The 21,157-nt window shown below is 70.1% G+C and carries 22 protein-coding genes; 13 read left to right on the top strand and 9 right to left on the bottom strand.

The features are described from left to right. Positions 1–36: 36 nt before the first annotated feature. Positions 37–1,230, top strand: coding sequence for a glycogen synthase (glgA, locus tag H976_RS0119230; RefSeq protein WP_027862869.1), 1,194 nt, complete (start codon positions 37–39; stop codon positions 1,228–1,230). Here glgA and H976_RS30160 read toward each other — a convergent pair. Then, complete coding sequence (locus tag H976_RS30160; RefSeq protein WP_051277087.1) at positions 1,213–1,647, bottom strand: MarR family winged helix-turn-helix transcriptional regulator; 435 nt, start codon at positions 1,645–1,647, stop codon at positions 1,213–1,215. The genes glgA and H976_RS30160 overlap by 18 nt on opposite strands. 55 nt (positions 1,648–1,702) lie before the next feature. Between H976_RS30160 and H976_RS0119220 the strand changes: the two genes are divergently transcribed. Beyond that, on the top strand, positions 1,703–2,842 hold the full coding sequence (locus H976_RS0119220; RefSeq protein WP_027862868.1) for a phosphotransferase: 1,140 nt from the start codon (positions 1,703–1,705) through the stop codon (positions 2,840–2,842). 1 nt (position 2,843) lies between these two features. On the opposite strand, the gene H976_RS27355 is transcribed toward H976_RS0119220, so the two are convergent. After that, positions 2,844–4,223: a cation:dicarboxylate symporter family transporter gene (locus H976_RS27355; protein WP_036227428.1), complete on the bottom strand. Its 1,380-nt coding sequence runs from the start codon at positions 4,221–4,223 to the stop codon at positions 2,844–2,846. A gap of 112 nt (positions 4,224–4,335) precedes the next feature. Between H976_RS27355 and H976_RS0119210 the strand changes: the two genes are divergently transcribed. Beyond that, positions 4,336–5,925, top strand: a complete 1,590-nt coding sequence (locus H976_RS0119210; RefSeq protein WP_036227425.1) for a sensor histidine kinase — start codon at positions 4,336–4,338, stop codon at positions 5,923–5,925. Then, positions 5,922–6,605, top strand: coding sequence for a response regulator (locus H976_RS0119205; RefSeq protein WP_027862866.1), 684 nt, complete (start codon positions 5,922–5,924; stop codon positions 6,603–6,605). Before H976_RS0119210 ends, H976_RS0119205 begins: the two co-directional genes overlap by 4 nt. 6 nt (positions 6,606–6,611) lie before the next feature. Here the strand turns inward: H976_RS0119205 and H976_RS0119200 are convergent, their stop codons facing one another. Next, positions 6,612–8,105 (bottom strand): glycine hydroxymethyltransferase, encoded by a 1,494-nt coding sequence (locus tag H976_RS0119200; RefSeq protein ID WP_081683040.1) that lies wholly within the window; start codon positions 8,103–8,105, stop codon positions 6,612–6,614. 325 nt (positions 8,106–8,430) lie between these two features. Here H976_RS0119200 and H976_RS0119195 point away from each other — a divergent pair, with 325 nt between their 5' ends. The 4 genes from H976_RS0119195 (at position 8,431) to H976_RS27350 (ending at position 13,632) form a co-directional block, all read left to right on the top strand. Further along, positions 8,431–10,164: a nitrite/sulfite reductase gene (locus H976_RS0119195; RefSeq protein WP_051277085.1), complete on the top strand. Its 1,734-nt coding sequence runs from the start codon at positions 8,431–8,433 to the stop codon at positions 10,162–10,164. 181 nt (positions 10,165–10,345) lie between these two features. Next, on the top strand, positions 10,346–11,092 hold the full coding sequence (locus H976_RS0119190) for a phosphoadenylyl-sulfate reductase (RefSeq protein ID WP_027862863.1): 747 nt from the start codon (positions 10,346–10,348) through the stop codon (positions 11,090–11,092). Between the two features lie 97 nt (positions 11,093–11,189). Further along, positions 11,190–11,933 carry a sirohydrochlorin chelatase gene (locus tag H976_RS0119185; RefSeq protein ID WP_027862862.1) on the top strand — a complete coding sequence of 248 codons (744 nt, stop codon included), beginning with the start codon at positions 11,190–11,192 and terminating at the stop codon, positions 11,931–11,933. Between the two features lie 169 nt (positions 11,934–12,102). Beyond that, positions 12,103–13,632, top strand: coding sequence for an ATP-binding protein (locus tag H976_RS27350; RefSeq protein WP_051277084.1), 1,530 nt, complete (start codon positions 12,103–12,105; stop codon positions 13,630–13,632). Between the two features lie 199 nt (positions 13,633–13,831). Here the strand turns inward: H976_RS27350 and H976_RS0119175 are convergent, their stop codons facing one another. After that, positions 13,832–14,548 (bottom strand): VOC family protein, encoded by a 717-nt coding sequence (locus H976_RS0119175; protein WP_027862861.1) that lies wholly within the window; start codon positions 14,546–14,548, stop codon positions 13,832–13,834. A 124-nt stretch (positions 14,549–14,672) separates the two neighbouring features. On the opposite strand from H976_RS0119175, the gene H976_RS0119170 reads away from it, so the two are divergent. Continuing rightward, entirely contained in the window at positions 14,673–15,113 is a 441-nt protein-coding gene (locus H976_RS0119170) for a VOC family protein (protein WP_027862860.1), read from the top strand. A 92-nt stretch (positions 15,114–15,205) separates the two neighbouring features. Then, positions 15,206–15,865, top strand: a complete 660-nt coding sequence (locus H976_RS0119165) for a Type 1 glutamine amidotransferase-like domain-containing protein (RefSeq protein WP_027862859.1) — start codon at positions 15,206–15,208, stop codon at positions 15,863–15,865. A 12-nt stretch (positions 15,866–15,877) separates the two neighbouring features. Here the strand turns inward: H976_RS0119165 and H976_RS0119160 are convergent, their stop codons facing one another. From H976_RS0119160 to H976_RS0119150, 3 genes are read right to left on the bottom strand one after another with little or no spacing between them, the layout of a single operon-like run. Beyond that, the gene (locus H976_RS0119160) at positions 15,878–16,252 is read right to left on the bottom strand and encodes a DUF3037 domain-containing protein (protein ID WP_036227475.1); all 375 of its coding nucleotides are present in this window, start codon (positions 16,250–16,252) and stop codon (positions 15,878–15,880) included. After that, entirely contained in the window at positions 16,249–17,016 is a 768-nt protein-coding gene (locus H976_RS0119155; protein WP_036227424.1) for a HipA family kinase, read from the bottom strand. Before H976_RS0119155 ends, H976_RS0119160 begins: the two co-directional genes overlap by 4 nt. Continuing rightward, positions 17,013–17,861 carry a phosphate--nucleotide phosphotransferase gene (locus H976_RS0119150; protein ID WP_036227423.1) on the bottom strand — a complete coding sequence of 283 codons (849 nt, stop codon included), beginning with the start codon at positions 17,859–17,861 and terminating at the stop codon, positions 17,013–17,015. Before H976_RS0119150 ends, H976_RS0119155 begins: the two co-directional genes overlap by 4 nt. 53 nt (positions 17,862–17,914) lie before the next feature. Here H976_RS0119150 and H976_RS0119145 point away from each other — a divergent pair, with 53 nt between their 5' ends. The 3 genes from H976_RS0119145 (at position 17,915) to H976_RS0119135 (ending at position 20,136) form a co-directional block, all read left to right on the top strand. Beyond that, positions 17,915–19,021: an ATP-dependent DNA ligase gene (locus tag H976_RS0119145; RefSeq protein WP_027862855.1), complete on the top strand. Its 1,107-nt coding sequence runs from the start codon at positions 17,915–17,917 to the stop codon at positions 19,019–19,021. After that, positions 19,018–19,554, top strand: a complete 537-nt coding sequence (locus H976_RS0119140) for a hypothetical protein (RefSeq protein ID WP_027862854.1) — start codon at positions 19,018–19,020, stop codon at positions 19,552–19,554. Before H976_RS0119145 ends, H976_RS0119140 begins: the two co-directional genes overlap by 4 nt. Positions 19,555–19,779: 225 nt before the next feature. Then, entirely contained in the window at positions 19,780–20,136 is a 357-nt protein-coding gene (locus H976_RS0119135) for a hypothetical protein (protein ID WP_027862853.1), read from the top strand. Positions 20,137–20,193: 57 nt separating this feature from the next. Here the strand turns inward: H976_RS0119135 and H976_RS0119130 are convergent, their stop codons facing one another. Both H976_RS0119130 and H976_RS27345 read right to left on the bottom strand, forming a co-directional pair. Further along, complete coding sequence (locus H976_RS0119130; protein WP_027862852.1) at positions 20,194–20,694, bottom strand: DUF664 domain-containing protein; 501 nt, start codon at positions 20,692–20,694, stop codon at positions 20,194–20,196. Next, entirely contained in the window at positions 20,691–21,152 is a 462-nt protein-coding gene (locus tag H976_RS27345) for an NUDIX domain-containing protein (RefSeq protein ID WP_051277079.1), read from the bottom strand. Before H976_RS27345 ends, H976_RS0119130 begins: the two co-directional genes overlap by 4 nt. Positions 21,153–21,157 lie beyond the last annotated feature (5 nt).

The raw sequence follows: 21,157 nt of genomic DNA, 5'->3' as shown, positions 1-21,157 counted from the left end.
ACCACAATGCGAGGGGCTGGGCCTATGTTGGCCTGCATGCGGATTGACGTGCTGTCGAAGGAGTACCCACCCGAGATCTACGGAGGCGCCGGCGTCCACGTCGCCGAGCTCGTCCGTGCCCTTCGCTCGGTCGACGGCGTCGACACGCGCGTGCACTGCTTCGGGTCCGAACGGGCCGAGGAGGGCACCACCGGGTACGCCGACCCGCAGGAGCTCGTCGACGCCAACGCGGCGGTGCGAACCCTGGGCGTCGACCTCGAGATGGTCGGCGGCTGTGCCGGTACCGACTTGGTCCACTCGCACACCTGGTACGCGAACATGGCCGGTCACCTCGCCAAGCTCCTCCACGGTGTCCCCCACGTCGTGACGGCCCACAGCCTCGAGCCGATGCGCCCGTGGAAGGCCGAGCAGCTGGGTGGCGGGTACGCCGTCTCGAGCTGGGTCGAGCGCACGGCGTACGACGCAGCCGACGCGGTGATCGCGGTCAGTGCTGCCATGCGTGACGACGTGCTGCGCAGCTATCCCGCCGTCGACCCGGCACGCGTGCACGTGGTGCACAACGGCATCGACACCGACGACTGGAAGCCGGTGGCCAACCCGCAGCGGGTCCGCGAGCTGGGGCTCGACCCGGACCGCCCCAGTGTCATCTTCGTCGGCCGCATCACCCGCCAGAAGGGCCTGCCGCTCTTCCTGAGGGCCGCGGCACAGCTGCCACCCGAGGTGCAGCTGGTGCTGTGCGCGGGCGCACCGGACACCAGGGAGATCGAGGCCGAGGTCCGGGCCCTGGTCGACGGGCTGGCCGCCGAGCGGGACGGCGTCGTCTGGATCGCGGAGATGCTGCCGCGGCACGACGTGGTCGCGCTGCTCACCGCGGCGACGGTGTTCGCCTGCCCGTCCATCTACGAGCCGCTGGGGATCGTCAACCTCGAGGCGATGGCCTGCGAGACGGCTGTCGTGGCCACCGCGACCGGAGGCATCCCCGAGGTCGTCGTACACGGGGAGACCGGCTGGCTGGTGCCCATCGACCAGGCCGCCGACGGGACCGGTACGCCGATCGAGCCGGAGCGCTACGTCGCCGATCTGGCGGCCGCCCTGGTGGACGCCGTCAGCGACCCCGATCGGGCGCGCGAGCGTGGACTGGCCGGGCGGCGTCGGGCCCAGGAGTCCTTCAGCTGGCCGGCGATCGCCGAGCAGACGATGGACGTCTACCGGTCACTGCTCGAGAGCTAGCTCCTCGAGCACGCTGCGGAAAATGCGGTAGCGACGCTCCCCCACGCGCTCGGCCCACGACTCCTCGATCTCGAGCATCCGCTTCGTGACGGCGGCAACGGTGCGGTTGCCCTTCGGCGTACGACGCACCCGGCGGACGCGCCGGTCGGAGGGCTCAGGCTCGGTCCGCAGATGACCGGAGCCCACCAGGCTGGTCACGAACTGGCCGCAGCCCTGCTTGCTCATCCCGACCCGTTCACCCAGCTCGGTGACGCTGATGCCCTCGGGCGGAACGGCCGACATCACCCGGAAGTGCGACTGGCGCAGGCCCTTCCAGTCCTCGGCCGCGAAGACCTGGCGCACCTCGCGGAAGAGCAGGCCCATCAGCAGCGTTGCGTGCAGCTCCTCGCTGGGGAATACCCGCTTGACCGAACTCATAAAGCAAGTTTACCTTCTTCGGAGTGGTAAACCCACTTTCCCACCAGGAGTTCTCATGCATGACCGCAGCGCTCTCGGCCCGGCCGACGTCTCTGACGAGCAGCTCGGCGAGATGGTGGCCAAACTGTTCGACACCGACCCGGCGGAGACGAGGGTCCTCGAGTCCGTCGCGCAGGAGTTCCCCTACGACCTGCCGGCCATCACCACCGCGGGCCGCTACTGGGTCAGCGGCACCGCCGAGGTCGGCGGCGACCCGAAGCCGTTCCGGATGTTCGTCAAGCACGTCCAGAGCTGGGCACGGCACCCGTTCTTCGCGATGGTGCCGCCCGAGCAGCGCGAGTGGGCTGCCGCGACCGTCCCCTGGCGGACCGAGGCACTGGCCTACCGCTCCGACCTCGGGGACCGCCTGCCGCAAGGACTCACCATGGTCCGGGCGCTCGGTGTCTTCGACCTAGACGAAGAGTCCAACGCCGTCTGGCTGGAGGAGATCCCGCTCGTCGCTCGCGAGTGGGACATGGGCCGCTACTCGCAGGCGGCCAGGCTGCTCGGCCGGCACGCCACCAGCGCGCGCGTGATGGAGCTGCTCGACAGTGTCGGGCACACGATGACGATCCAGACCTACTACGACGGACGTCTGTCGATGGCCGTGCTGCCCGTCCTCCGTGATGACAGCGTGTGGCGGCACCCGCTCGTGGCCGCAGCCTTCGACGACGGCCTCCGGGCTCGGCTCCTGGAGGCGGCGGACCGCTCGGCGGAGTACGCCGAGGAGCTGAGCAGCAGGCCGATCGTGGCGGCGCACGGTGATGCGTGCCCGAACAACCTGCTGGCACGTGCGGACTCCGACGACTTCGTGCTGATCGACTACGGGTTCTGGGGACCAGGCCCCATCGGGTACGACCTATCCCAGCTGCTCGTCGGCGACGTGCAGATCGGGCGTCGCAGCAGCGCCGACCTGGCCCAGGTCGAGGACGCGATCTTCGCCGGGTACATGGCCGGACTCCGCGACGAGGAGTGCTGGATCCCCGACGACGTCGTACGCCGCTCGCACGCACTGCAGCTGCTGATCTTCACCGGCCTGTCGGCGCTGCCCTTCGACCTGCTGGACGCCGAGCCGACGCCCGAGCTGCACCAGGTCGCCGCCCACAGGGCCGCCATCGCGCGGTTCAGTCTCGACCTGGTCGACGCGACCGCGTGACCTAGGCCTTGATCCCCTCGACCTCGTCCACCCCGGGGACCACGTTGGACCGGTCCCCTTCGGAGTGGTCAGTGTCCAGCATGGTGGTCTCGTCGAACGGGTCCGCGCCGGCCAGGACCCGGTCCACCTGCTCGCGGTTGATCGTCTGGGTCCAGTGCCCCACCAGGACCGTGGCGACCGAGTTGCCCGCGAAGTTGGTCAGCGCCCGCGCCTCGGACATGAAGCGGTCGATGCCGACGATGAAGCCGACCCCGTCGAGCAGGTCGGGCCGGTGCGACGCGAGACCACCGGCCAGGGTCGCCAGGCCGGCGCCAGTGACGCCGGCGGCACCCTTCGACGCGATGATCATGAACAGCAGCAGCGAGATCTGCTCACCCAGCGAGAGCGGGTCGCCGAGCGCGTCGGCGATGAAGATCGAGGCCATCGTCAGGTAGATCGCGGTGCCGTCGAGGTTGAAGGAGTAGCCGGTCGGCACCACGACGCCCACGGTTGCGCGGTCGACGCCGAGGTGGTCCATCTTGGCGATCAGCCTCGGCAACGCCGACTCCGAGGAGGAGGTCGAGAGGATCAGCAGGAACTCGCGAGCGAGGTACTTCAGCAGGCTGAAGATGTTCAGTCCGGTCGTCACCTTGAGGATCGCGCCCAGCACGACGAAGACGAAGAGGAAGCAGGTCAGGTAGAACGCGAACATCAGCACGGCCAGGCTCTTCAACGCCTCCCAGCCGGTCTGGCCGACCACCGCCGCGATCGCGCCGAAGGCGCCGACCGGGGCCACCCACATGATCATCGCGAGGACCCGGAAGACGAGTCGCTGCAGGTGGCCGATGCCCACCAGGATGGGCTCGCCGGTGCGACCCATGGCCTGCAGCGCGAACCCGACCAGCAGTGCCACGAGCAGCGTCTGGAGCACCTCCCCCGACGTCAACGACGAGAACAGCGAGTCCGGCACGATGCCGACGATGAAGTCGGTGGTCGAGCCAGCCCCGTCGGCCTGCTTGGCGCCCTCGCCGGCGATGTCGCGGGACAGGTTGAGTCCCTCGCCCGGGTCGATCAGGTTGCCGACCACGAGCCCGATCGCGAGGGCCACCGTGGACATCGCGATGAAGTAGCCGAGGGCCAAGCCGCCGACCTTGCCGACGCTGGCCGCGCTGCGCACGGACCCCACGCCGAGCACGAGCGTGCAGAAGATGACCGGTTGGATCATCATCCGGATCAGCGCCACGAAGGTCTCACCGATCCAGGCCAGCCCGGTCGCGAACTCCGGGGCCAGCAGACCCACGGCGACACCGAGGACCATGGCGACGACAACGGCGATGTAGAGATAGTGGGTGCGGTCACGACGCGGTGCCGTCTTCGGGCTGCCGGGGTGGATCGAGCTCATCAGTCCTCCAGGTCGGTGTCCGGGCTGGTCCGGACATCGCCATCGTGGTGAAGTGTGTGACCGGCGTCACCCTTGTGTTCGTTGAGTTCACGACCGGTACGGAAGGCGGGCGATGCGGACGCTGCTGAGGCGGGGCAGGCACGGGGAGGGCACGGTCGCCCGGCAGTTCCTCGTGCTCCAGGTGCTGGTCGTGGTGGTGCTGGTCGGCTCCGCCCTGGCCCTGGCCACCCTCGATGCCCGCCGGGACACCCGTGACCGCGCCCGGGAGCAGGCGATCGCGGTGGCGCGGAGCATCGCCGACTCCCCCGCCGTACGGGACGCACTGCACACCGCCGACCCCAGCACCACCCTCCAGCCGTACGCCGAGGCGGTCCGCGCCGACGCCGACGTCGACTTCGTGGTGGTGATGGCCCCCGACCGCACCCGCTACACCCATCCCGACCCGGCCCGCATCGGCGGGCGCTTCGTGGGCGACCTCGGCGGCGCCCTGCAGGGCAAGGTGTTCACCCAGGAGTACGCCGGCACGCTCGGTCCGTCGATCCGCTCGGTGGTGCCGGTCCTGGACGGCGGCAAGGTGGTCGCCCTGGTGTCGGTCGGGATCACCCTCGACCGCATCGACGCCCAGCTGCGCAGCGAGCTGCCCGCGATCGTCCTCGCTGCGCTGGGCGCCCTGGCGGTCGGACTCCTGGGCGCCTGGCTGATCAGCAGGAGGCTGCGCCGCCAGACCCACGGCATGGGTGAGCGCGAGATCACCCGGATGTACGAGTACTACCGTGCCGTGCTCGAGGCGGTCCGCGAGGGTCTGGTGCTGATCGACGGCGACGGCAGCGTGCAGCTGGTCAACGAGGAGGCCCGGCGCCTGCTCGACCTGCCCGAGGACGTCATCGGCAGGTCCCTCGTGGACCTCGGACTGCCGCCCGGCCTGGTCGAGGCGATCGAGAGCGACCTCTCGGAGTCGGACACCCTCTACGTGCTCGACGAGCAGGTCCTGGTGATCAGCTCGGCTCCGGCCTACTGGGGCGGACAGGACGTCGGCGCCGTGGTGACGCTCCGCGACCGCACCGAGCTCCAGCACGTCACCGGCGAGCTCGACCTGGTGCGGGGCCTGACGGAGTCGCTGCGCGCCCAGAACCACGAGTCCGCCAACCGGCTGCACACGGTCGTGTCCCTGATCGAGATGGGCCGGCCGGAGACCGCCGTCGAGCTGGCCACCGAGGACCTCCGCATCGCCCAGGACCTCGCCGACCGCGTCGTCCGGGCGGTGCACGACCCCGTGCTGGCGGCCCTGCTCCTCGGCAAGACCTCCCAGGCTGCGGAGCGCGGGATCGAGCTGACCGTCGGCGGTGACGTGGGCTCCGAGGCGCTGCCGGTCGCGGCTCGGGACCTCGTCACGGTGGTCGGGAACCTCGTCGACAACGCCTTCGACGCCGTGACCGAGAGTTCCGAGCGCAAGGTGAGCGTCTCCATCGTCGAGGACGAGGACCGCGTGGTGGTCGTGGTCGGCGACAGCGGGCCCGGCGTACCCCCGGAGGACGCGGAGCGCGTGCTCGAACGAGGGTGGTCGAGCAAGGCGACCTCCGGACGCGGGCTGGGGCTGGCGCTCGTGGGCCAGGTGGCCCGTCGCCACGGCGGCACAGTCTCGGTGGGCACCTCCGCTCTCGGCGGCGCCGAGTTCACCGTCAGCCTCGGCGGTGACCGATGAGCGTGCGCGTGCTCGTCGTGGAGGACGAGGCGCTGGCGGCCGAGGCCCACGCCGAGTACACCCGCCGGCTGGACGGCTTCGAGGTCGTCGGGATCGCTCGCTCGGCGGGTGAGGCGGTGCGCCACCTGACGGCGCACCAGGACGTCGACCTGATCCTGCTCGACATGCACCTGCCCGACGGTCACGGGCTGGGCCTGCTGCAGCGACTGCGCGCCGCCGGGCACCTGTGCGACGTGATCGCAGTGACCTCGGCCCGCGACGCCGAGGTGGTCCGCCGCGCGGTCACCCAGGGCGTGGTGCTGTACCTGCTCAAGCCGTTCTCGTTCGCGACCTTCCGGGCCAAGCTCGAGCAGTACGCCGACTACCGCGCGCAGCTCGCCGGGGCCGCGGACGACGTCGTCCAGGACGAGGTCGACCAGCTGTTCGGCGCGCTGCGCAACCGGTCGGGCCAGGTCGACCTGCCGAAGGGCATGAGCCCGGATTCGTTGCGCCAGGTCACGGACGTCATCCGTGACGCGGCCGAGGGTCTGTCCGCGAGCGAGGTGGCCGACGCGGTGGGTGTCTCCCGGGTGACCGCCCGCCGCTACCTCGAGCACCTCGCAGACCAGGGACTCGTGCTGCGCCACCAACGGCACGGCGGCAGCGGGCGGCCAGAGGTCAACTACCTCTGGAGACGGTGAGCTCGCTCAGGTGAGCTCGAGACCCGGGTAGAGCGGGTTCTTGTCGAGCATCTCCTGCGCCCGCGCCTGGACGCGGTCCGCGACCCCGTCGGCCAGGCGGTAGGTCGCCTTCGACGGGGCCCCTGCCTTGTTGGTGCCGGGCGTGGTGTGGGAGAGCACCTCGTGGACGAGGTCGGCCACGGTGTCGAACTCGTCGTGGCCGAAGCCGCGCGTGGTGAGCGCCGGCGTGCCGAAGCGGATGCCGGAGGTGTACCAGGCGCCGTTGGGGTCCTGCGGCACCGAGTTGCGGTTGGTGACGACACCGGAGTCGAGCAGCGCCGACTCGGCCTGCCGGCCGGTCAGGCCGTACGACGACACGTCGAGCAGCACGATGTGGTTGTCGGTGCCACCGGTGACCAGCTTCGCGCCCCGCGAGTTGAACCCCTCGGCCAGCGACTTGGCGTTGTCGGCGATGTTCTGGGCGTAGGTCTGGAACGCCGGTTGCCGCGCCTCGGCCAGTGCGACCGCCTTGGCGGCCATCACGTGCGACAGCGGACCGCCGAGCACCATCGGGCAGCCACGGTCGACATCGGCGGCGAACTCCTCCTGGGCGAGCACGAGACCGCCCCGCGGGCCGCGCAGCGACTTGTGTGTGGTCGTGGTGGTGACGTGGGCGTACGGCACCGGGTTCTCCTCGCCGGTGAACACCTTGCCCGCGACGAGACCGGCGAAGTGCGCCATGTCGACCATCAGCACGGCGCCGACCTCGTCGGCGATCTCGCGCATCTTGGCGAAGTTCACGCGGCGGGGGTACGCCGAGTAGCCGGCCACCAGCACCAAGGGCTTGAACTCTCGGGCCTTGGCCGCGACGGCGTCGTAGTCGAGCAGGCCGGTCTCGGGGTCGGTGCCGTACTGCTGCTGGTGGAACATCTTGCCGCTGATGTTGGGCCGGAACCCGTGGGTCAGGTGGCCGCCGGCGTCGAGCGCCATGCCGAGCAGCCGCTGGTTGCCGAACTCGTGGCGCAGCTCCTCCCAGTCGGTCTCGGAGAGCTCGTTGACGTTCTTGGCGCCGAGTCGCTCGAGCGCCGGCGTCTCCACACGGTTGGCGAGGATCGACCAGAAGGCGACGAGGTTGGCGTCGATGCCGGAGTGCGGCTGGGCATAGGCGTACGGCGCCCCGAACAGCTCGCGGGCGTGCTCGGCGGCGAGGGCCTCCACGGTGTCGACGTTCTGGCAGGCCGCGTAGAAACGGTGGCCGACGGTGCCCTCGGCGTACTTGTCGCTGAACCAGGTGCCCATGGTGAGCAGCACCGCCGGCGACGCGTAGTTCTCCGAGGCGATCAGCTTCAGCGACGACCGCTGGTCGGCCAGCTCCTTGCGTGTGGCCTCTGCCACACGGGGCTCCACCGAGGCGATCACCTCGAGTGCGGCGTCGTACGCCGCCGACGCAGTCTTGGCCAGCGCCCCCGGGTCTCCCGTCACGCCTGAAACTGCCGATCCTGGGCTCGTCGCGTCCGTCATGCGCTCAGACTAGGGGACCACCTGTCGGCCCCGTCCAGCCCCGATTTGGCGATCCACATTTTGGACAGCCGTCTCACGACATGAGATTGACGTTTGTGGAACGGGCGTCCGGAAGATGAGACTCGTCGCATGATCGCTGCCGATACGACCACCTGGCTCGTGGCCCGCCGCCACGTGGACCTCGGTCGTACCCGCAGCATGATGTGTCATCGCCGGTTCTGAACCTCCCGCTCACAACCGCCCTGGCCGCCGCAGCGTCGCAGACAACGCCGTCCGCCTGACGCCCGCCGGCTCCCCGAACACGACACACCAGGGACTCTGACTGATGACCAGCACCCGCCCGGCCCCGACCGAGGGACGAATCGGCCGTTCCGGACGAGCCCGCCCCAAGCGCGGCGAAGGCCAGTGGGCACTCGGCTACACCGAGCCGCTGAACAAGAACGAGCAGTCCAAGAAGGACGACAACCCGCTCAACGTCCGCGCGCGCATCCTGAACATCTACTCCAAGCGCGGCTTCGCCTCGATCGATCCGGCCGACCTGCGTGGCCGCTTCCGCTGGATGGGTCTCTACACACAGCGCGCTCCCGGCTTCGACGGCGGCAAGACGGCGATGCTCGAGGAGGAGGAGCTCGACGACGAGTTCTTCATGCTCCGGGTGCGTAGCGACGGCGAGCTGCTCGATGCGGCCAAGCTCCGGGCCCTGGGCAGCATCGGCACCGACTTCGCACGCGGCACCGCCGACATCACCGACCGCCAGAACATCCAGTTCCACTGGATCGAGATCGAGAACGTCCCGGAGATCTGGGAGCGCCTCGACAACGCCGGCATGACCAGCATCGAGGCCTGCGGTGACTCTCCACGGCCCTTCCTCGGCTCCCCCGTCGCCGGGGTCGCCGCCGAGGAGATCATCGACGCCACCCCGGCGCTCGAGGAGATCAAGCGCCGCTACATCGGCAATCCGGAGTTCTCCAACCTCCCGCGCAAGTTCAAGACCTCCGCCAGCGGACACCCCAGCCACGACTGCGTCCCGGCCGTCAACGACGTCTCCTTCGTCGGCACCGTCCACCCCGAGCACGGCCCCGGGTTCGACCTCTGGGTCGGCGGGGGGCTGTCGACCAACCCGATGCTCGCGCAGAAGCTCGGCGTGTGGATCCCGCTCGACGAGGTCCCGGACGCGTGGGAGGCCGTCACCTCGGTCTTCCGTGACTACGGCTACCGCCGACTGCGGTCGCGGGCCCGGCTGAAGTTCCTGGTCGCCGACTGGGGCGTGGAGAAGTTCCGCGAGGTGCTCGAGACGGAGTACCTCGAGAAGAAGCTCGTGGACAACCCCTCCCCGGAGCCCACTCCCGGCGGAGACGACCACATCGGCGTACACGCCCAGAAGGACGGCGCCTTCTACATCGGTGCCGCTCCGGTGGCCGGCCGGATCAACGGCGAGACGCTGCTCGGCCTCGGCGACATCGTGGAGCGCTATGGCCTGGCCGGCGCTCGCCTGACGGCCCACCAGAAGGTGGTGCTCCTCGGCGTGGCCCACGACGACGTCGAGTCGGTGGTCGGCGACCTGAAGTCGATCGACCTCGATGCCCGCCCCTCGAACTGGCGCCGTTCGACGATGGCCTGCACCGGCATCGAGTTCTGCAAGCTCGCGATCGTCGACACCAAGAACCGCGCGATCGACCTGGTCAGCGAGCTGGAGCGACGCTTCCCCGATCTCGACACCCCGATCACCATCAACGTCAACGGCTGCCCCAACGCCTGCGCCCGCACCCAGGTCGCCGACATCGGCCTCAAGGGCATGCTGGTGCTCGACGACGACGGCAACCAGGTCGAGGGCTTCCAGGTGCACCTCGGCGGTGCCCTCGGACTGAACGCCGGCTTCGGCAAGAAGCTGCGCGCCCACAAGGTGACCAGCGACGGGCTGGACGACTACATCACCACGATCGTCGGCAACTACCTGGTCGACCGCGTCGACGGCGAGAGCTTCGCCGCCTGGGCGACCCGGACCGACGAGGAGCTGTTGCGGGGCGACAAGGCCCTGTCCGGAGGGGCGACAGTATGAGCGCCCGTGCGGTCCCGTTCCACTGCCCCTACTGCGGGGACGAGAACCTGTGGCCGCACGAGTCCGACGAGGGTCCGGGACACGGCCAGTGGGAATGCCGTTCGTGCATGCGGGCGTTCAAGCTCAACATGATCGGACAACTGCGTCCCCCGGCCTCTGCTCACGCCAAGGGGGATGTCCGATGACCGCCCCCAACACCCTGGCCGCCCGCGCTCGCCGCGGCTCGGAGACCGAGGGTCGCAGCACCGACGAGCTCCGCGCGATCGTCTCCCACGTCGGCGCCGAGCTCGAGCTCGCGCCGGCCGAGGACATCATCGAGTGGGCGCTGGCCACCTTCGGCGAGCGGTTCTGCGTGACCTCCTCGATGAGCGACGCCGTGCTCTCGCACATCGCCTCCAGGGTGGCGCCCGGCATCGACGTGCTGTTCCTCGACACCGGCTACCACTTCGCCGAGACCATCGGCACCCGCGACGCGGTCGAGGCGACCATGCCGGTCAACCTGATCAACATCACGCCCGTGCAGTCGGTGGCGGAGCAGGACGCGACGTACGGCAAGGACCTCTACAAGCGCGACCCCGACCTGTGCTGCAAGCTGCGCAAGGTGCAGCCCCTGGCCGAGCGCCTCGCGGGGTACGACGCCTGGGCGACCGGGCTGCGCCGCGCTGAGACCCACAACCGCGTGATCGCCCCGGTCGTCGGCTGGGACGAGAAGAAGCAGAAGGTCAAGGTCTCCCCGCTGGCGCGGTGGTCCGACGAGGACGTCGAGAAGTACATCGCCGAGAACGGCATCCTCGTCAACCCGCTCCAGTACGACGGCTACCCGTCCATCGGCTGCTGGCCGTGCACGCAGCGGGTGGCCGAGGGCGAGGACCCCCGCAGCGGCCGCTGGGTCGGCAGCAACAAGACCGAGTGCGGCATCCACCAATGAGCCTGCCCCAGAGCCTGACGGCACCCATTCCCACTGCCGAGGACGACGCCAACGGCGCCGGCGTCCGACGCACGAGCTCGAAGGGAGACGGATCGACATGACCGCTCCAGCCCTCATCACCCTCGCCCACGGCAGCCGCGACCCTCGTTCGGCCGCCACCATCAAGGCACTCGTCGCCGAGACCCGCGCCATGCGCCCCGACCTGCGCATCGAGGCGGCCTTCCTCGAGCTGTCCCGCCCCGCCTTCGGCAACGTCGTCGACAGGCTGGTCAAGGCCGGGTTCGACGAGATCGTCGTCGTACCCCTGTTGCTGAGCGAGGCCTACCACGCCAAGATCGACGTGCCGAGCCAGATCGCGGAGGCCACCGAGCGCCACCCCGGCCTGCAGATCCGGATGACGGGCATCCTCGGCCTCGAGCCGACGTTCCTCGACGTGCTCGACCGGCGCCTGCGCGACGCGCTGAGCGCGGCCCGGGTGCGCGAGCTCGATGCCCTCGTGCTCGCTGCCGCGGGTTCGTCGGACCCACTCGCCAACCAGGCCATCGGTCGGCTGGCCCGGGTCTGGGGTGCCCGGCACAAGCTCCCGGTCACCGCTGCCTTCGCCTCGGCCGCGCCTCCGGCCACCGGCGAGGCGGTGCGCGCCTTCCGCGCCGAGGGCCGGAGGCACGTGGCCGTCGCGTCCATGTTCCTCGCGCCGGGCTTCCTGCCCGACCGTGCCGCGGAGCTCGCCCTGGAGGCCGGTGCCGTCGCCGTCTCCGAGCCCCTGGGCGCCGACCCGGAGCTGGCCCGCACGATCCTGGCGCGCTACGCGGTCGGGGCCGTCGAGCTCGTGCCCGTCTGAGGGGACCTCTCCGACCGCACGCGCGGGGGCGGCTCGACCTGGCGCACCTGAGGGAATCTCCCCGTTGCCAGCAAAACGGACATATCATTCCGTAACGTACGGCAGGCAACTACCGTTCCTGAAGGTGTGGGAGAACGCTCCCCGCCACGGTGCAGGTAGGAGGTGCTGGATGGTCGCGCCGACGGACGACGACGCACTGTGGCGCCTGACCCTGCAGCACTCCCCCATCGGCATGACGCTGGTCGGGCTCGACGGCCGACTCCTGATGGTGAACCGCGCGCTGTGCGAGATGCTCGGGTACGACGCCGACGTGCTCTCCCAGCGCGGGTTCCAGGAGCTCACCCACCCCGACGACCTCGACGCCGACCTCGAGCTGTTCGACCGGGCCGTCGCCGGTGACATCGACTCCTACCGGCTGCACAAGCGCTACCTGCACGCCGACGGACACGTCATCTGGGGCGACCTGTCGGTGGCTCTGGTGCGTGAGCCGGACGGCTCTCCGCTGCACTTCATCTCCCAGATCCTCGACGTCTCCGAGCAGCATGCCCATGCCGAACGGCTCAAGGCCCTCAACGCCGAGATGGAGCGGGAGCACCAGACCCTCGAGGCCGTCTTCGAGACGGTGGGGGTCGGCCTGCTGCTGATCGGCCCGGACGGGCACTACGAGCGCAGCAACCGCCGTCACCAGGAGTCCATGCACCTGCCGTTCCCGACCGGTCACGAGGGCACGGCGGGCCAGCTGGGGCACGTCTACTTCCTCGACGGCAAGACCAGGATGTCGATGGAGGAGATGCCGTCGTACCGCGCTGTCCAGGGCGAGGAGTTCGACGACTACTGCTACTGGGTGGGCGAGGACCCGCGCACCCGCAAGGCCTTCTCGACGTCTGCTCGTCAGGTGCGCGGCCCCGCAGGAGAGAAGCTCGGCGCCGCGCTCGCCTACCAGGACATCACCGACCTGATCAGGGCCTTGCAGGTCAAGGACGAGTTCGTGTCGTCGGTGTCGCACGAGCTGCGTACGCCGCTCACCTCGTTGCTGGGATATCTCGAGATCCTGTGCGAGCACGACGACCTGCCTGACGACGTGATCTCCCAGCTCCAGGTGATGCAGCGCAACGCCCTCCGGTTGCGCACCCTGTTGTCGGATCTCCTGCACGTCGGCCAGGCCGACGAAGGCGGTCTGCAGGTGGAGCGTGCTCCCGTGGACCTGGTCCAGGTCGTGCAGGAGGCCATCGAGGCGTCCCGACCGGTCGCGGACAAGTGCGGCATGGCCCTCGAGCTCGAGGCGCCCGAGCGTCTCTGTGTCGTCGCCGACGGGCAGCGCATGCGTCAGGTGCTCGACAACCTGATCTCGAACGCGATCAAGTACGGCAACGCAGGCGGGTCGGTGTCAGTCGGCGTGCGCCAGGAGGCCGACGGCGTCGAGCTCGTCGTCACTGACACCGGCATCGGCATCCCGCCCGAGGAGCTCGACGACGTCTTCGGGCGCTTCTACCGGGGCAGCGACGCCCGTGTCAGCCACATCCCCGGCACCGGTCTCGGGCTCGACATCGTCAGCTCGATCGTCGCAGCGCACGACGGTGCGGTGACGGTGGAGAGCGAGCCCGGTCGGGGCACCACCTTCAGGGTCACCCTGCCGCCGACGGCGGTGCCCCCTTCGGTCGTCGGACCTCGTGCCTCGGACGTGGCGCGAGCGGGCTGAACCTGCCGTCCACGCCCGCGACGCCGTCCGGATCGCCCCCGGAATGCCCCGGTTGCGCTCGTGTCTCGGCGGCGAGGGGTTCAGGGGCTGTAGGTTTCCCCGGGCGCCCGGGGATTCCTCCCTCGCGTCACACAGGAGTCGTGACCGGCTCGCCTGCACAGCCCTGGTGTGACACGAGCTGGTCCCGGGTGTCCCCGCCTCACCGATCCGCTCGCGGTGTCGAGGTCGGCAGCACGCGGAACTCGTTGCCGTCAGGGTCGCTGAGCTCGACCCCGTCGTCGCGGTCACCGAGCCGGGTCGCCCCCAGCGCGACCAGCCGCACGACTTCCTCCTCGAGGTCGAACGCCTCGAGGTCGAAGCGCTGCCGGTTCCTGGCCCCCTTGGGTGGAAAGGGCGGACCTCCCCAGGAGAGCTTGGTGCCCCCGGCGGGGGATTGGATCGCCGTCTCCTCTCCCCGGTCCCAGACCAGTGGCCAACCGAGCGCCTCGCGCCAGAACAGACCGACTCTCCGGCTGCCCTCCCAGGAGACCTCGCCGAGGTAGCCGCACCCGGCGAGGAACTGGTTGCCGGCCTCGATGACGCAGAAGGCGTGGCCCTCGGGGTCGGCCAGCACGACGTGCCCTTCCTCGGGGAGCTGGCCGACGTCGAGGTGCCGGCCACCGAGGGCCAGGGCGCGGGCGACGGTCTCCTCCTGGTCGCTCACGCTGCTGCTGGTGAGGTGGAGGTGCAGCCGATCGGGTCCGGTCCCCCCGACCGGAGGGGCGACGAAGCGCAGGGCCACCTGGGCCTCCTCCCCGGGAAGCAGGGCACCGCGTACCTCACGGAGGACCTCCCTGTCGAGCAGGCTGCCCCAGAACGAGGCCAGTCCTGCAGGGTCGACGGCGTCGTACGTCACTGCGACGAGTCGTGAGGACATCCCCGCACGCTAGCCGAGGTGTCGCGCGGACAATGGACCGCGCGAGCTCCGCCACCATGTCGAGAATGCACGGGCGGCTACGTCCCAGGGACACGAGACCGACTAACACTGGAGGACAGCAGCGATGGCACAGGTGAAGCATTTCGACCATGTCGGCATCACCGTCGAGGATCTCGACCGAGCGACGGAGTTCTTCGTCAGGTTGGGTCTCGAGGCGAGCGAGCGGATGTCGGTGGAGGGTGAGTTCCTCGACACGGTCTGCGGCATCCCGGGGGCGCGCACCGAGATCGTGGGGCTGACGGTGCCTGGTGGTGGGACCTGGCTGGAGCTGGCCAGCTTCGTCAGGCCGGACCACGTGCCCGGCTCCCCCGAGGCGATGGCCAACGAGATCGGTCTGCGCAACGTCTGCCTCGAGGTCGACGACCTCCGGGCCGCCGTGGACGACCTCGCTGCGGAGGGATACGGACTCGTCGGCGGCATCGGCGAGCACGAGGGCACCTGGCTGATGGCCTACGTCCGCGGACCCGAGGGGATCGTCGTCTCGTTGACCGAGCGGATCGGCTGAGGTTCGAATCGTTGCCCCGACGTCGATGAGTCTCGGGTCGGCGCCGGGTCTGCACATGTGATCCGTCGTCCGCGCCCGAACCGGGAGGAACGTTGAAGCTGTTGCTCACCTCAGGTGGGGTCACGAACCCGAGCATCCACTCGGCCCTCGTGCACCTGCTCGGCAAGCCGATCGCCGACTGCCACGCGCTCTGCATCCCGACGGCGCAGTGGGGCCATCCGATGTGCGGTCCGACCTCGGTACGCGGCCTGCTGGCCCCCGAGCCCGACTTCCGGTACCTGACCGGCCTCGGCTGGGCGTCGCTCGGCGCCCTCGAGCTCACCGCACTCCCCTCCATCGGCACGGAGCGATGGGTCCCCTGGCTCCGGGACGCCGACGTGCTCCTGGTCGACGGTGGCGACGCGACGTACCTCTGTCACTGGCTGCGCCAGTCCGGGCTGGCCGAGCTGGTGCCGGCGCTGCCCGACAAGGTCTGGGTGGGGGTGAGTGCCGGAAGCATGGTGCTGACGCCCCGGATCGGCGACTACTTCGTGGAGTGGCCGTCCGCGCCGGACGACCGCACCCTGGGGCTCGTCGACTTCTCGATCTTCCCGCACCTCGACGCCTTCCCCGGCAACTCGATGGCCGACGCGGAGCGGTGGGCCGCCGACATCGGCGTGCCGTCCTATGCCATCGACGAGCAGACGGCCATCCAGGTCGTCGACGGCTCGGTCGAGGTGATCTCCGAGGGGCGATGGAGGACGTTCGAGTAGCCGACGGGTGGGTCAGCCGACCAGTGCCCCCAGCAGGCGGTCGAGCTCGGCGGAGGGATCGGCGGTGAGGCCGCCGTGCACCGGGCCGGGCTGTACGACGGTCGAGCGCGGTGCCTTGAGGAAGCCGAAGCGGGTGCCGGGGTCCTTGGTCGCGACCGAGCCGGCGGCAGGGTCGGCGTGGCAGACGGCGGCGACGAACTCGAGACCGTCGCAGACTGCGTCGACGTCCACCCCCGGAGTGAGTGCCGCCAGCCGTTCCGGCGAGACCTCCCAGCGGGCGTCGAGGTAGTCGGCGGCCTGGCAGTAGAGCACCACGCCGACGTTGACGAACTCCTCGCGCTCCACGCGCGGGACGCAGCGCAGCACGACGTACTGGTAGGGCTTCATGCCGCCGCCCTTCCCGGCACCCACGCGCGGCCGCCCTCGAGTCGGGCGCGGAGGAAGGCGACGTACGCCGCCCGCACGTCATCGGGCGAGTCGGCACCCGGCCGTGGCTCGAGCCACATGTCGGGCACCTGGGCCAGCACCTCCTCGAGCACGCTCGTGTCGAGGCGCGCAGCGAGCTCGGCATCGACCGCCGCTGCACCCGAGGCGTGGGCGGCCAGGACGTGGTCGCCCACGTCGTACGGCTGAACCGCGAAGCGGGCCGGGTCGGTGATGCCGCCGCTCCAGGCGTGGTGGAAGTAGAGCGAGGCGCCGTGGTCGATCAGCCAGAGGTCGCCGTGCCAGACGAGCAGGTTGGGGTTGCGCCAGCTGCGGTCGACGTTGGCGACGAAGGCGTCCAGCCAGAGCGTCCGCGCGGCGATGTCGGGCGCGACCTGGAATGTCGGGTCGAAGCCGAACGACCCCGGCAGGAAGTCCACGCCCAGGTTGAGGCCCAGGCTGGCGTTGAGCAGGTCCTGCACCTCCTCGTCGGCCTCGTAGCGTGCGATCGCCGGCTCGAGCTCGAGCACCACCAGTCGCGGCGTGCGCAGGTCGAGCCGCAGCGCCAGCTCACTGACGACCACCTCGGCCACCAGCACCGGCAACCCCTGTCCGGCGCCACGGAACTTGCAGACGTAGGTGCCCAGGTCGTCGGCCTCCACGATGCCCGGAAGTGAGCCGCCTTCGCGGAGAGGTGTCACGTAACGGGTCGCACGGACCTGCTTCAAGACGCGTCCTCGTCCTCGAGCCGCTTGCGCTGCTCGGCGACGTCGTACTCCGGCTTCGGCCATTCCAGCCGCATCCCGCGCAACGCCTCGAGGAGCAGCTGTCCGACGGCCCAGTTGCGGTACCACTTGCGGTCGCTGGGGACGACGTACCACGGAGCCGCATCGGTGTTGCAGCGCTCGAGCGCGATCGCGTAGGCCTTCTGGTAGTCCTCCCACAGGGCGCGCTCGTCGACATCGGTGGGGTGGAACTTCCACTGCTTGTCGGGGTCGTCGAGCCGGGCCAGGAGACGCTCGCGCTGGACCTCGCGCGACATGTGCAGCAGACACTTGATGACGACCGTGCCCTCGTCGACGAGGTTCTTCTCCCAGGCGTTGATGGCGTCGTAGCGACGCTCGATCTCCTGCTCGTCGGCAAGCTCCCGCACGCGACCGACCAGCACGTCCTCGTAGTGGGAGCGGTCGAAGACGCCCACCATCCCGGCATCGGGCAGCGCCTGGTCGATGCGCCAGAGGAAGTCGTGGGCGAGCTCATCCTCGGTGGGCTTCTTGAACGACTTCAGGCGGAACCCGTTGGGGCTGAGCAGGCCCAGGGCCTTGTCGATGACCCCACCCTTGCCGGCGGTGTCCATGCCCTGGAGCACGACCAGCACGCGGCGTCGTCCGCCCGTGTAGGCGTCGGCGAACATCCGCTCCTGGAGGTCCGCCAGCTCCGGCCCGATGTCGCGCAGCGCCTTCTCGGCCGCGCGCTTGCCGTGCTTGAAGCCGGGCGTGGCGGCAGGGTCACGGTCGGCGAGCGTGCCGGATCCCGAGGGCAGGCGGAGCAGGTCGGTGACGGTGTAGGCCATGCGCCCGAGTATGTCGCAGGCAGGTCGTCCTGCCACGCGGGTACGGTCGACCCGTGGACCTGCCAGTCATGCCGCCCGTCCAGCCGATGCTCGCGAAGTCCGTGAAGGGCATCCCCGACCCCGCGAAGTTCGACGACGGGTTGTCCTTCGAACCGAAGTGGGACGGGTTCCGGTGCATCGTGTTCAAGGACGGTGACGAGGTCGAGCTCACCTCACGCAACACCAAGCCGCTCTCCCGCTACTTCCCCGAGGTGGTGGCGGCGATCCGCGAGCAGCTGCCCGACCGGTGCGTGCTCGACGGCGAGCTGTTCGTCGCAGTCGGGCCGAGGCTCGAGTTCGAGGTGCTCCAGGAGCGCATCCACCCGGCCGAGTCGCGCATCACGATGCTCGCCGAGAAGACGCCGGCGTCGTACGTCGCCTTCGACCTGCTCGCGATCGGTGACGAGTCGCTGGTCGACCAGCCGTTCTCGGTCCGGCGAGCGCGGCTGGAGCAGGAGCTGGGCGGGCTGACCGGTCCGACGTACCTCACCCGGACGACGACCGATGCCGCGGAGGCCGAGGGCTGGTTCGAGCAGTTCGAGGGAGCCGGACTCGACGGCGTGGTGGCCAAGCCGCTGGGGGCGCCGTACCAGCAGAACGCCCGGACCATGCTCAAGATCAAGCACGAGCGCACGGCCGACGTGGTGCTCGCCGGCTACCGCCTGCACAAGACCTCGACCCCCGAACGACCGCTGCTCGGGTCGATGTTGCTCGGGCTCTACTCCGACGGCAAGCTCCAGCACGTCGGGGTCTCGGCCTCGTTCACCGAGGCGCGGCGGGCCGAGCTGCTCCAGGAGCTCACCCCGCTGGAGTGCGACATCGCGGACCACCCGTGGGGCGAGTGGCAGGAATGGGCGATCGCCAACCCCGACCGCGTGCCCGGCACCCAGAGTCGCTGGAGCCAGGGCAAGGACCTGTCCTTCACACCACTGCGTCCTGAGCGTGTCCTCGAGGTGAAGTACGACGCCCTCGAGGGCCGGCGTTTTCGCCACACGGCCCATTTCAAGCGGTGGCGACCCGACCGGGACCCCGAGTCGTGCACCTATGACCAGCTCGAGCAGCCGGTGAGCTACGACTTGACTACAGTTCTCGGTATGGATGCCGCGGGAGGTGGGTCATGACCGAGTACCACGTGGTCCTGCTCGTCGAGCAGGCGTTCACCGAGAAGGACGCCGCCAACCTCCGGGCGCTGCACGAGAACATCGAGGAGCAGGTGGTCTACCACGTCCTGCTACCGGTGGAGGACGCCTCCTCCCGGGTCGAGTCGGCGATGGGCTCGCTGGCCACCGGCGAGGTGCTCAGCACCCCTGCGGTGGCCGTCGGCGACGCCGACATCGAGGGCCTGCGCAACGAGCTGCTCGACACCTGTCGCGAGAGCGTGAACGCCACCATCGCCGCGATCGAGAAGGCCGGCGGCAAGGCGTTCGGCGACCCCGTGACCAACGACCCCATCCGCGCGCTCGTCGCCAAGGTGGCCGAGGTCGACTCCCGCGAGGTCATCATCCTGACCCGCCCCCACGTGGTCAGGGAGTTCTTCCACGTCGACTGGACCTCGCGCGCCCGTCGCAAGCTCGGCGTCCCGGTGCTGCACCTGCTCGAGCACGAGACCTTCGACGAACAGGCCGGCGAGGGCGAAGGCATCAGCGGCTTCTGAGATGGGGAAGCGCAGGGGGTCGTGCATGCGAGCGCCGCTCAGTGCGTGCGTTCGCTCTTCCGGGGTCCCCGCGGAATCCGGAGCGCAGCGAGTGATTCCGTGGGGTGCTGGCTTGGCGGAGGAGGGAGCCGTGGCGGAGCCACGGCGACTGACGACAACGCAGTCCAGCGTGCGTGATGAGTGGGGCGCAGCGTGCGACCTCCTGGGCTTGGCCATCTGACTGCCATGGGCCTCTTCAAGCGACGTACGACGTCCCGGCCGGCCGTCGCCGATCTCGCCAGCGCCTCGATCGAGGTCGGAGGACAGACGCTCGCGCTGTCGAAGGCGCTGGTCGCTGCCCGGGTCGAGGGCCCGGGACTCTCGGTCATCGTCCACCACCCCGCGTTTCCCGAGCTGCCCGAGGGGCCGCGCGCCGAGGCTGCCGTGGAGATCCTCGTGGCCGCCCTCGGGGAGGAGGGCCTTCGGCGGGTGGTCGTCCAGGTCGATCCGGCGACGTACCCGCCGATCGACCCGTTCGACCTGACCGCGCTGCGCTCGTTCGTCCGCTCCCTCGGCGTCGCGGTCGACCCACCCGAGGCGTAGATGCGCAAATCCAAGGGGGAGCACGCTGCGCCCCACTGGACTTACCCATCCAGGCACTCACTCGCCCGTCGGCCCGCCAGCGAGCTCGACGGCTACGTCGAGGTGGCCGACGTGCCGGGCGTACTCCTGGAGCACGTGGAAGCAGATCCACGACAGCGACGGGGGGTCGGCGCTGAACCGGCCGCCGACCGAGGCGACGGTGTCGAGCGGGTACGACGCGAGCACCGACCGGGTCCGCTCCCCCGTCCGTCGTAGCATCGCGACCATCTCCTCGACTCCGCGTCCGGGCGGGATGCCCCAGACGCCGTCGACCTCGTCGCCGAACGGCTCGGCCACCGGCTCGGCGAGGAAGCCCCACACGAACCAGCGCTGCTCCATGTGGGCTAGGTGGTGCAGCAGCTGGAGCGGCGTCCAGACCGAGGGCACCCGGCTGGTGTCCTGCTCCTCCGGCGACAGGGAGGTGACCTTGGCGATCGCCTTCTCGCGGTAGAAGTCGAGGTAGGCCGTGAACAGCTGGGCCGGGTCGCTCCCGACCGTCCAGTGCGGCTCTCCCCTCATGCGGTCCTCCCGTCGCAGTCCTCCAGCGTGGTCAGCAGACCGGGCCAGTCGGCCCGCAGCCCGGGGTGCAGCCGCCGGGTGGCCACTCGGTCGAGGTCGACCCAGGCGGTGTGGTCGGCCTCCCAGGACGTGCCGAGCCTCGGATCCGCGGGTCGCTCGGCCTCGGCCAGCACGTAGGTGTAGGTCCACTCGCCGTGGTCGGTACCCAGGATCGTGTCGACGACGTCGATGCCCTCGGCCTCGATGCCGGCCTCCTCGTGGGCCTCGCGCAGGGCCGCGCGGACGGGGCCCTCGAGCCCCTCGATGGCACCACCGGGAACGCTCCAGGTGCCACCGTGGTGCACCATCCGCGACCGCTTCTGCAGCACCACTCCCGTGCGGGCGGGGTCGGTCAGCAGCAGCCCGGCAGCACCGTACCGTCCCCAGTGCCGCTCACCGCACGAACAGTAGGTCCACATCGCAG

Source organism: Marmoricola sp. URHB0036, assembly GCF_000426045.1.
Classification (GTDB): Bacteria; Actinomycetota; Actinomycetes; order Propionibacteriales; family Nocardioidaceae; genus Marmoricola.
This window is presented reverse-complemented; position numbering and strand designations above follow the sequence as displayed.

What these genes read in the sequence shown, in the direction of transcription:
- glgA (WP_027862869.1), top strand. Translation starts at nt 37, where the DNA reads ATGCGGATTGACGTGCTGTCGAAGGAGTACCCACCCGAGATCTACGGA.
- H976_RS30160 (WP_051277087.1), bottom strand. Translation starts at nt 1,647, where the DNA reads ATGAGTTCGGTCAAGCGGGTATTCCCCAGCGAGGAGCTGCACGCAACG.
- H976_RS0119220 (WP_027862868.1), top strand. Translation starts at nt 1,703, where the DNA reads ATGCATGACCGCAGCGCTCTCGGCCCGGCCGACGTCTCTGACGAGCAG.
- H976_RS27355 (WP_036227428.1), bottom strand. Translation starts at nt 4,223, where the DNA reads ATGAGCTCGATCCACCCCGGCAGCCCGAAGACGGCACCGCGTCGTGAC.
- H976_RS0119210 (WP_036227425.1), top strand. Translation starts at nt 4,336, where the DNA reads ATGCGGACGCTGCTGAGGCGGGGCAGGCACGGGGAGGGCACGGTCGCC.
- H976_RS0119205 (WP_027862866.1), top strand. Translation starts at nt 5,922, where the DNA reads ATGAGCGTGCGCGTGCTCGTCGTGGAGGACGAGGCGCTGGCGGCCGAG.
- H976_RS0119200 (WP_081683040.1), bottom strand. Translation starts at nt 8,105, where the DNA reads ATGACGGACGCGACGAGCCCAGGATCGGCAGTTTCAGGCGTGACGGGA.
- H976_RS0119195 (WP_051277085.1), top strand. Translation starts at nt 8,431, where the DNA reads ATGACCAGCACCCGCCCGGCCCCGACCGAGGGACGAATCGGCCGTTCC.
- H976_RS0119190 (WP_027862863.1), top strand. Translation starts at nt 10,346, where the DNA reads ATGACCGCCCCCAACACCCTGGCCGCCCGCGCTCGCCGCGGCTCGGAG.
- H976_RS0119185 (WP_027862862.1), top strand. Translation starts at nt 11,190, where the DNA reads ATGACCGCTCCAGCCCTCATCACCCTCGCCCACGGCAGCCGCGACCCT.
- H976_RS27350 (WP_051277084.1), top strand. Translation starts at nt 12,103, where the DNA reads ATGGTCGCGCCGACGGACGACGACGCACTGTGGCGCCTGACCCTGCAG.
- H976_RS0119175 (WP_027862861.1), bottom strand. Translation starts at nt 14,548, where the DNA reads ATGTCCTCACGACTCGTCGCAGTGACGTACGACGCCGTCGACCCTGCA.
- H976_RS0119170 (WP_027862860.1), top strand. Translation starts at nt 14,673, where the DNA reads ATGGCACAGGTGAAGCATTTCGACCATGTCGGCATCACCGTCGAGGAT.
- H976_RS0119160 (WP_036227475.1), bottom strand. Translation starts at nt 16,252, where the DNA reads ATGAAGCCCTACCAGTACGTCGTGCTGCGCTGCGTCCCGCGCGTGGAG.
- H976_RS0119150 (WP_036227423.1), bottom strand. Translation starts at nt 17,861, where the DNA reads ATGGCCTACACCGTCACCGACCTGCTCCGCCTGCCCTCGGGATCCGGC.
- H976_RS0119140 (WP_027862854.1), top strand. Translation starts at nt 19,018, where the DNA reads ATGACCGAGTACCACGTGGTCCTGCTCGTCGAGCAGGCGTTCACCGAG.
- H976_RS0119135 (WP_027862853.1), top strand. Translation starts at nt 19,780, where the DNA reads ATGGGCCTCTTCAAGCGACGTACGACGTCCCGGCCGGCCGTCGCCGAT.
- H976_RS0119130 (WP_027862852.1), bottom strand. Translation starts at nt 20,694, where the DNA reads ATGAGGGGAGAGCCGCACTGGACGGTCGGGAGCGACCCGGCCCAGCTG.
- H976_RS27345 (WP_051277079.1), bottom strand. Translation starts at nt 21,152, where the DNA reads ATGTGGACCTACTGTTCGTGCGGTGAGCGGCACTGGGGACGGTACGGT.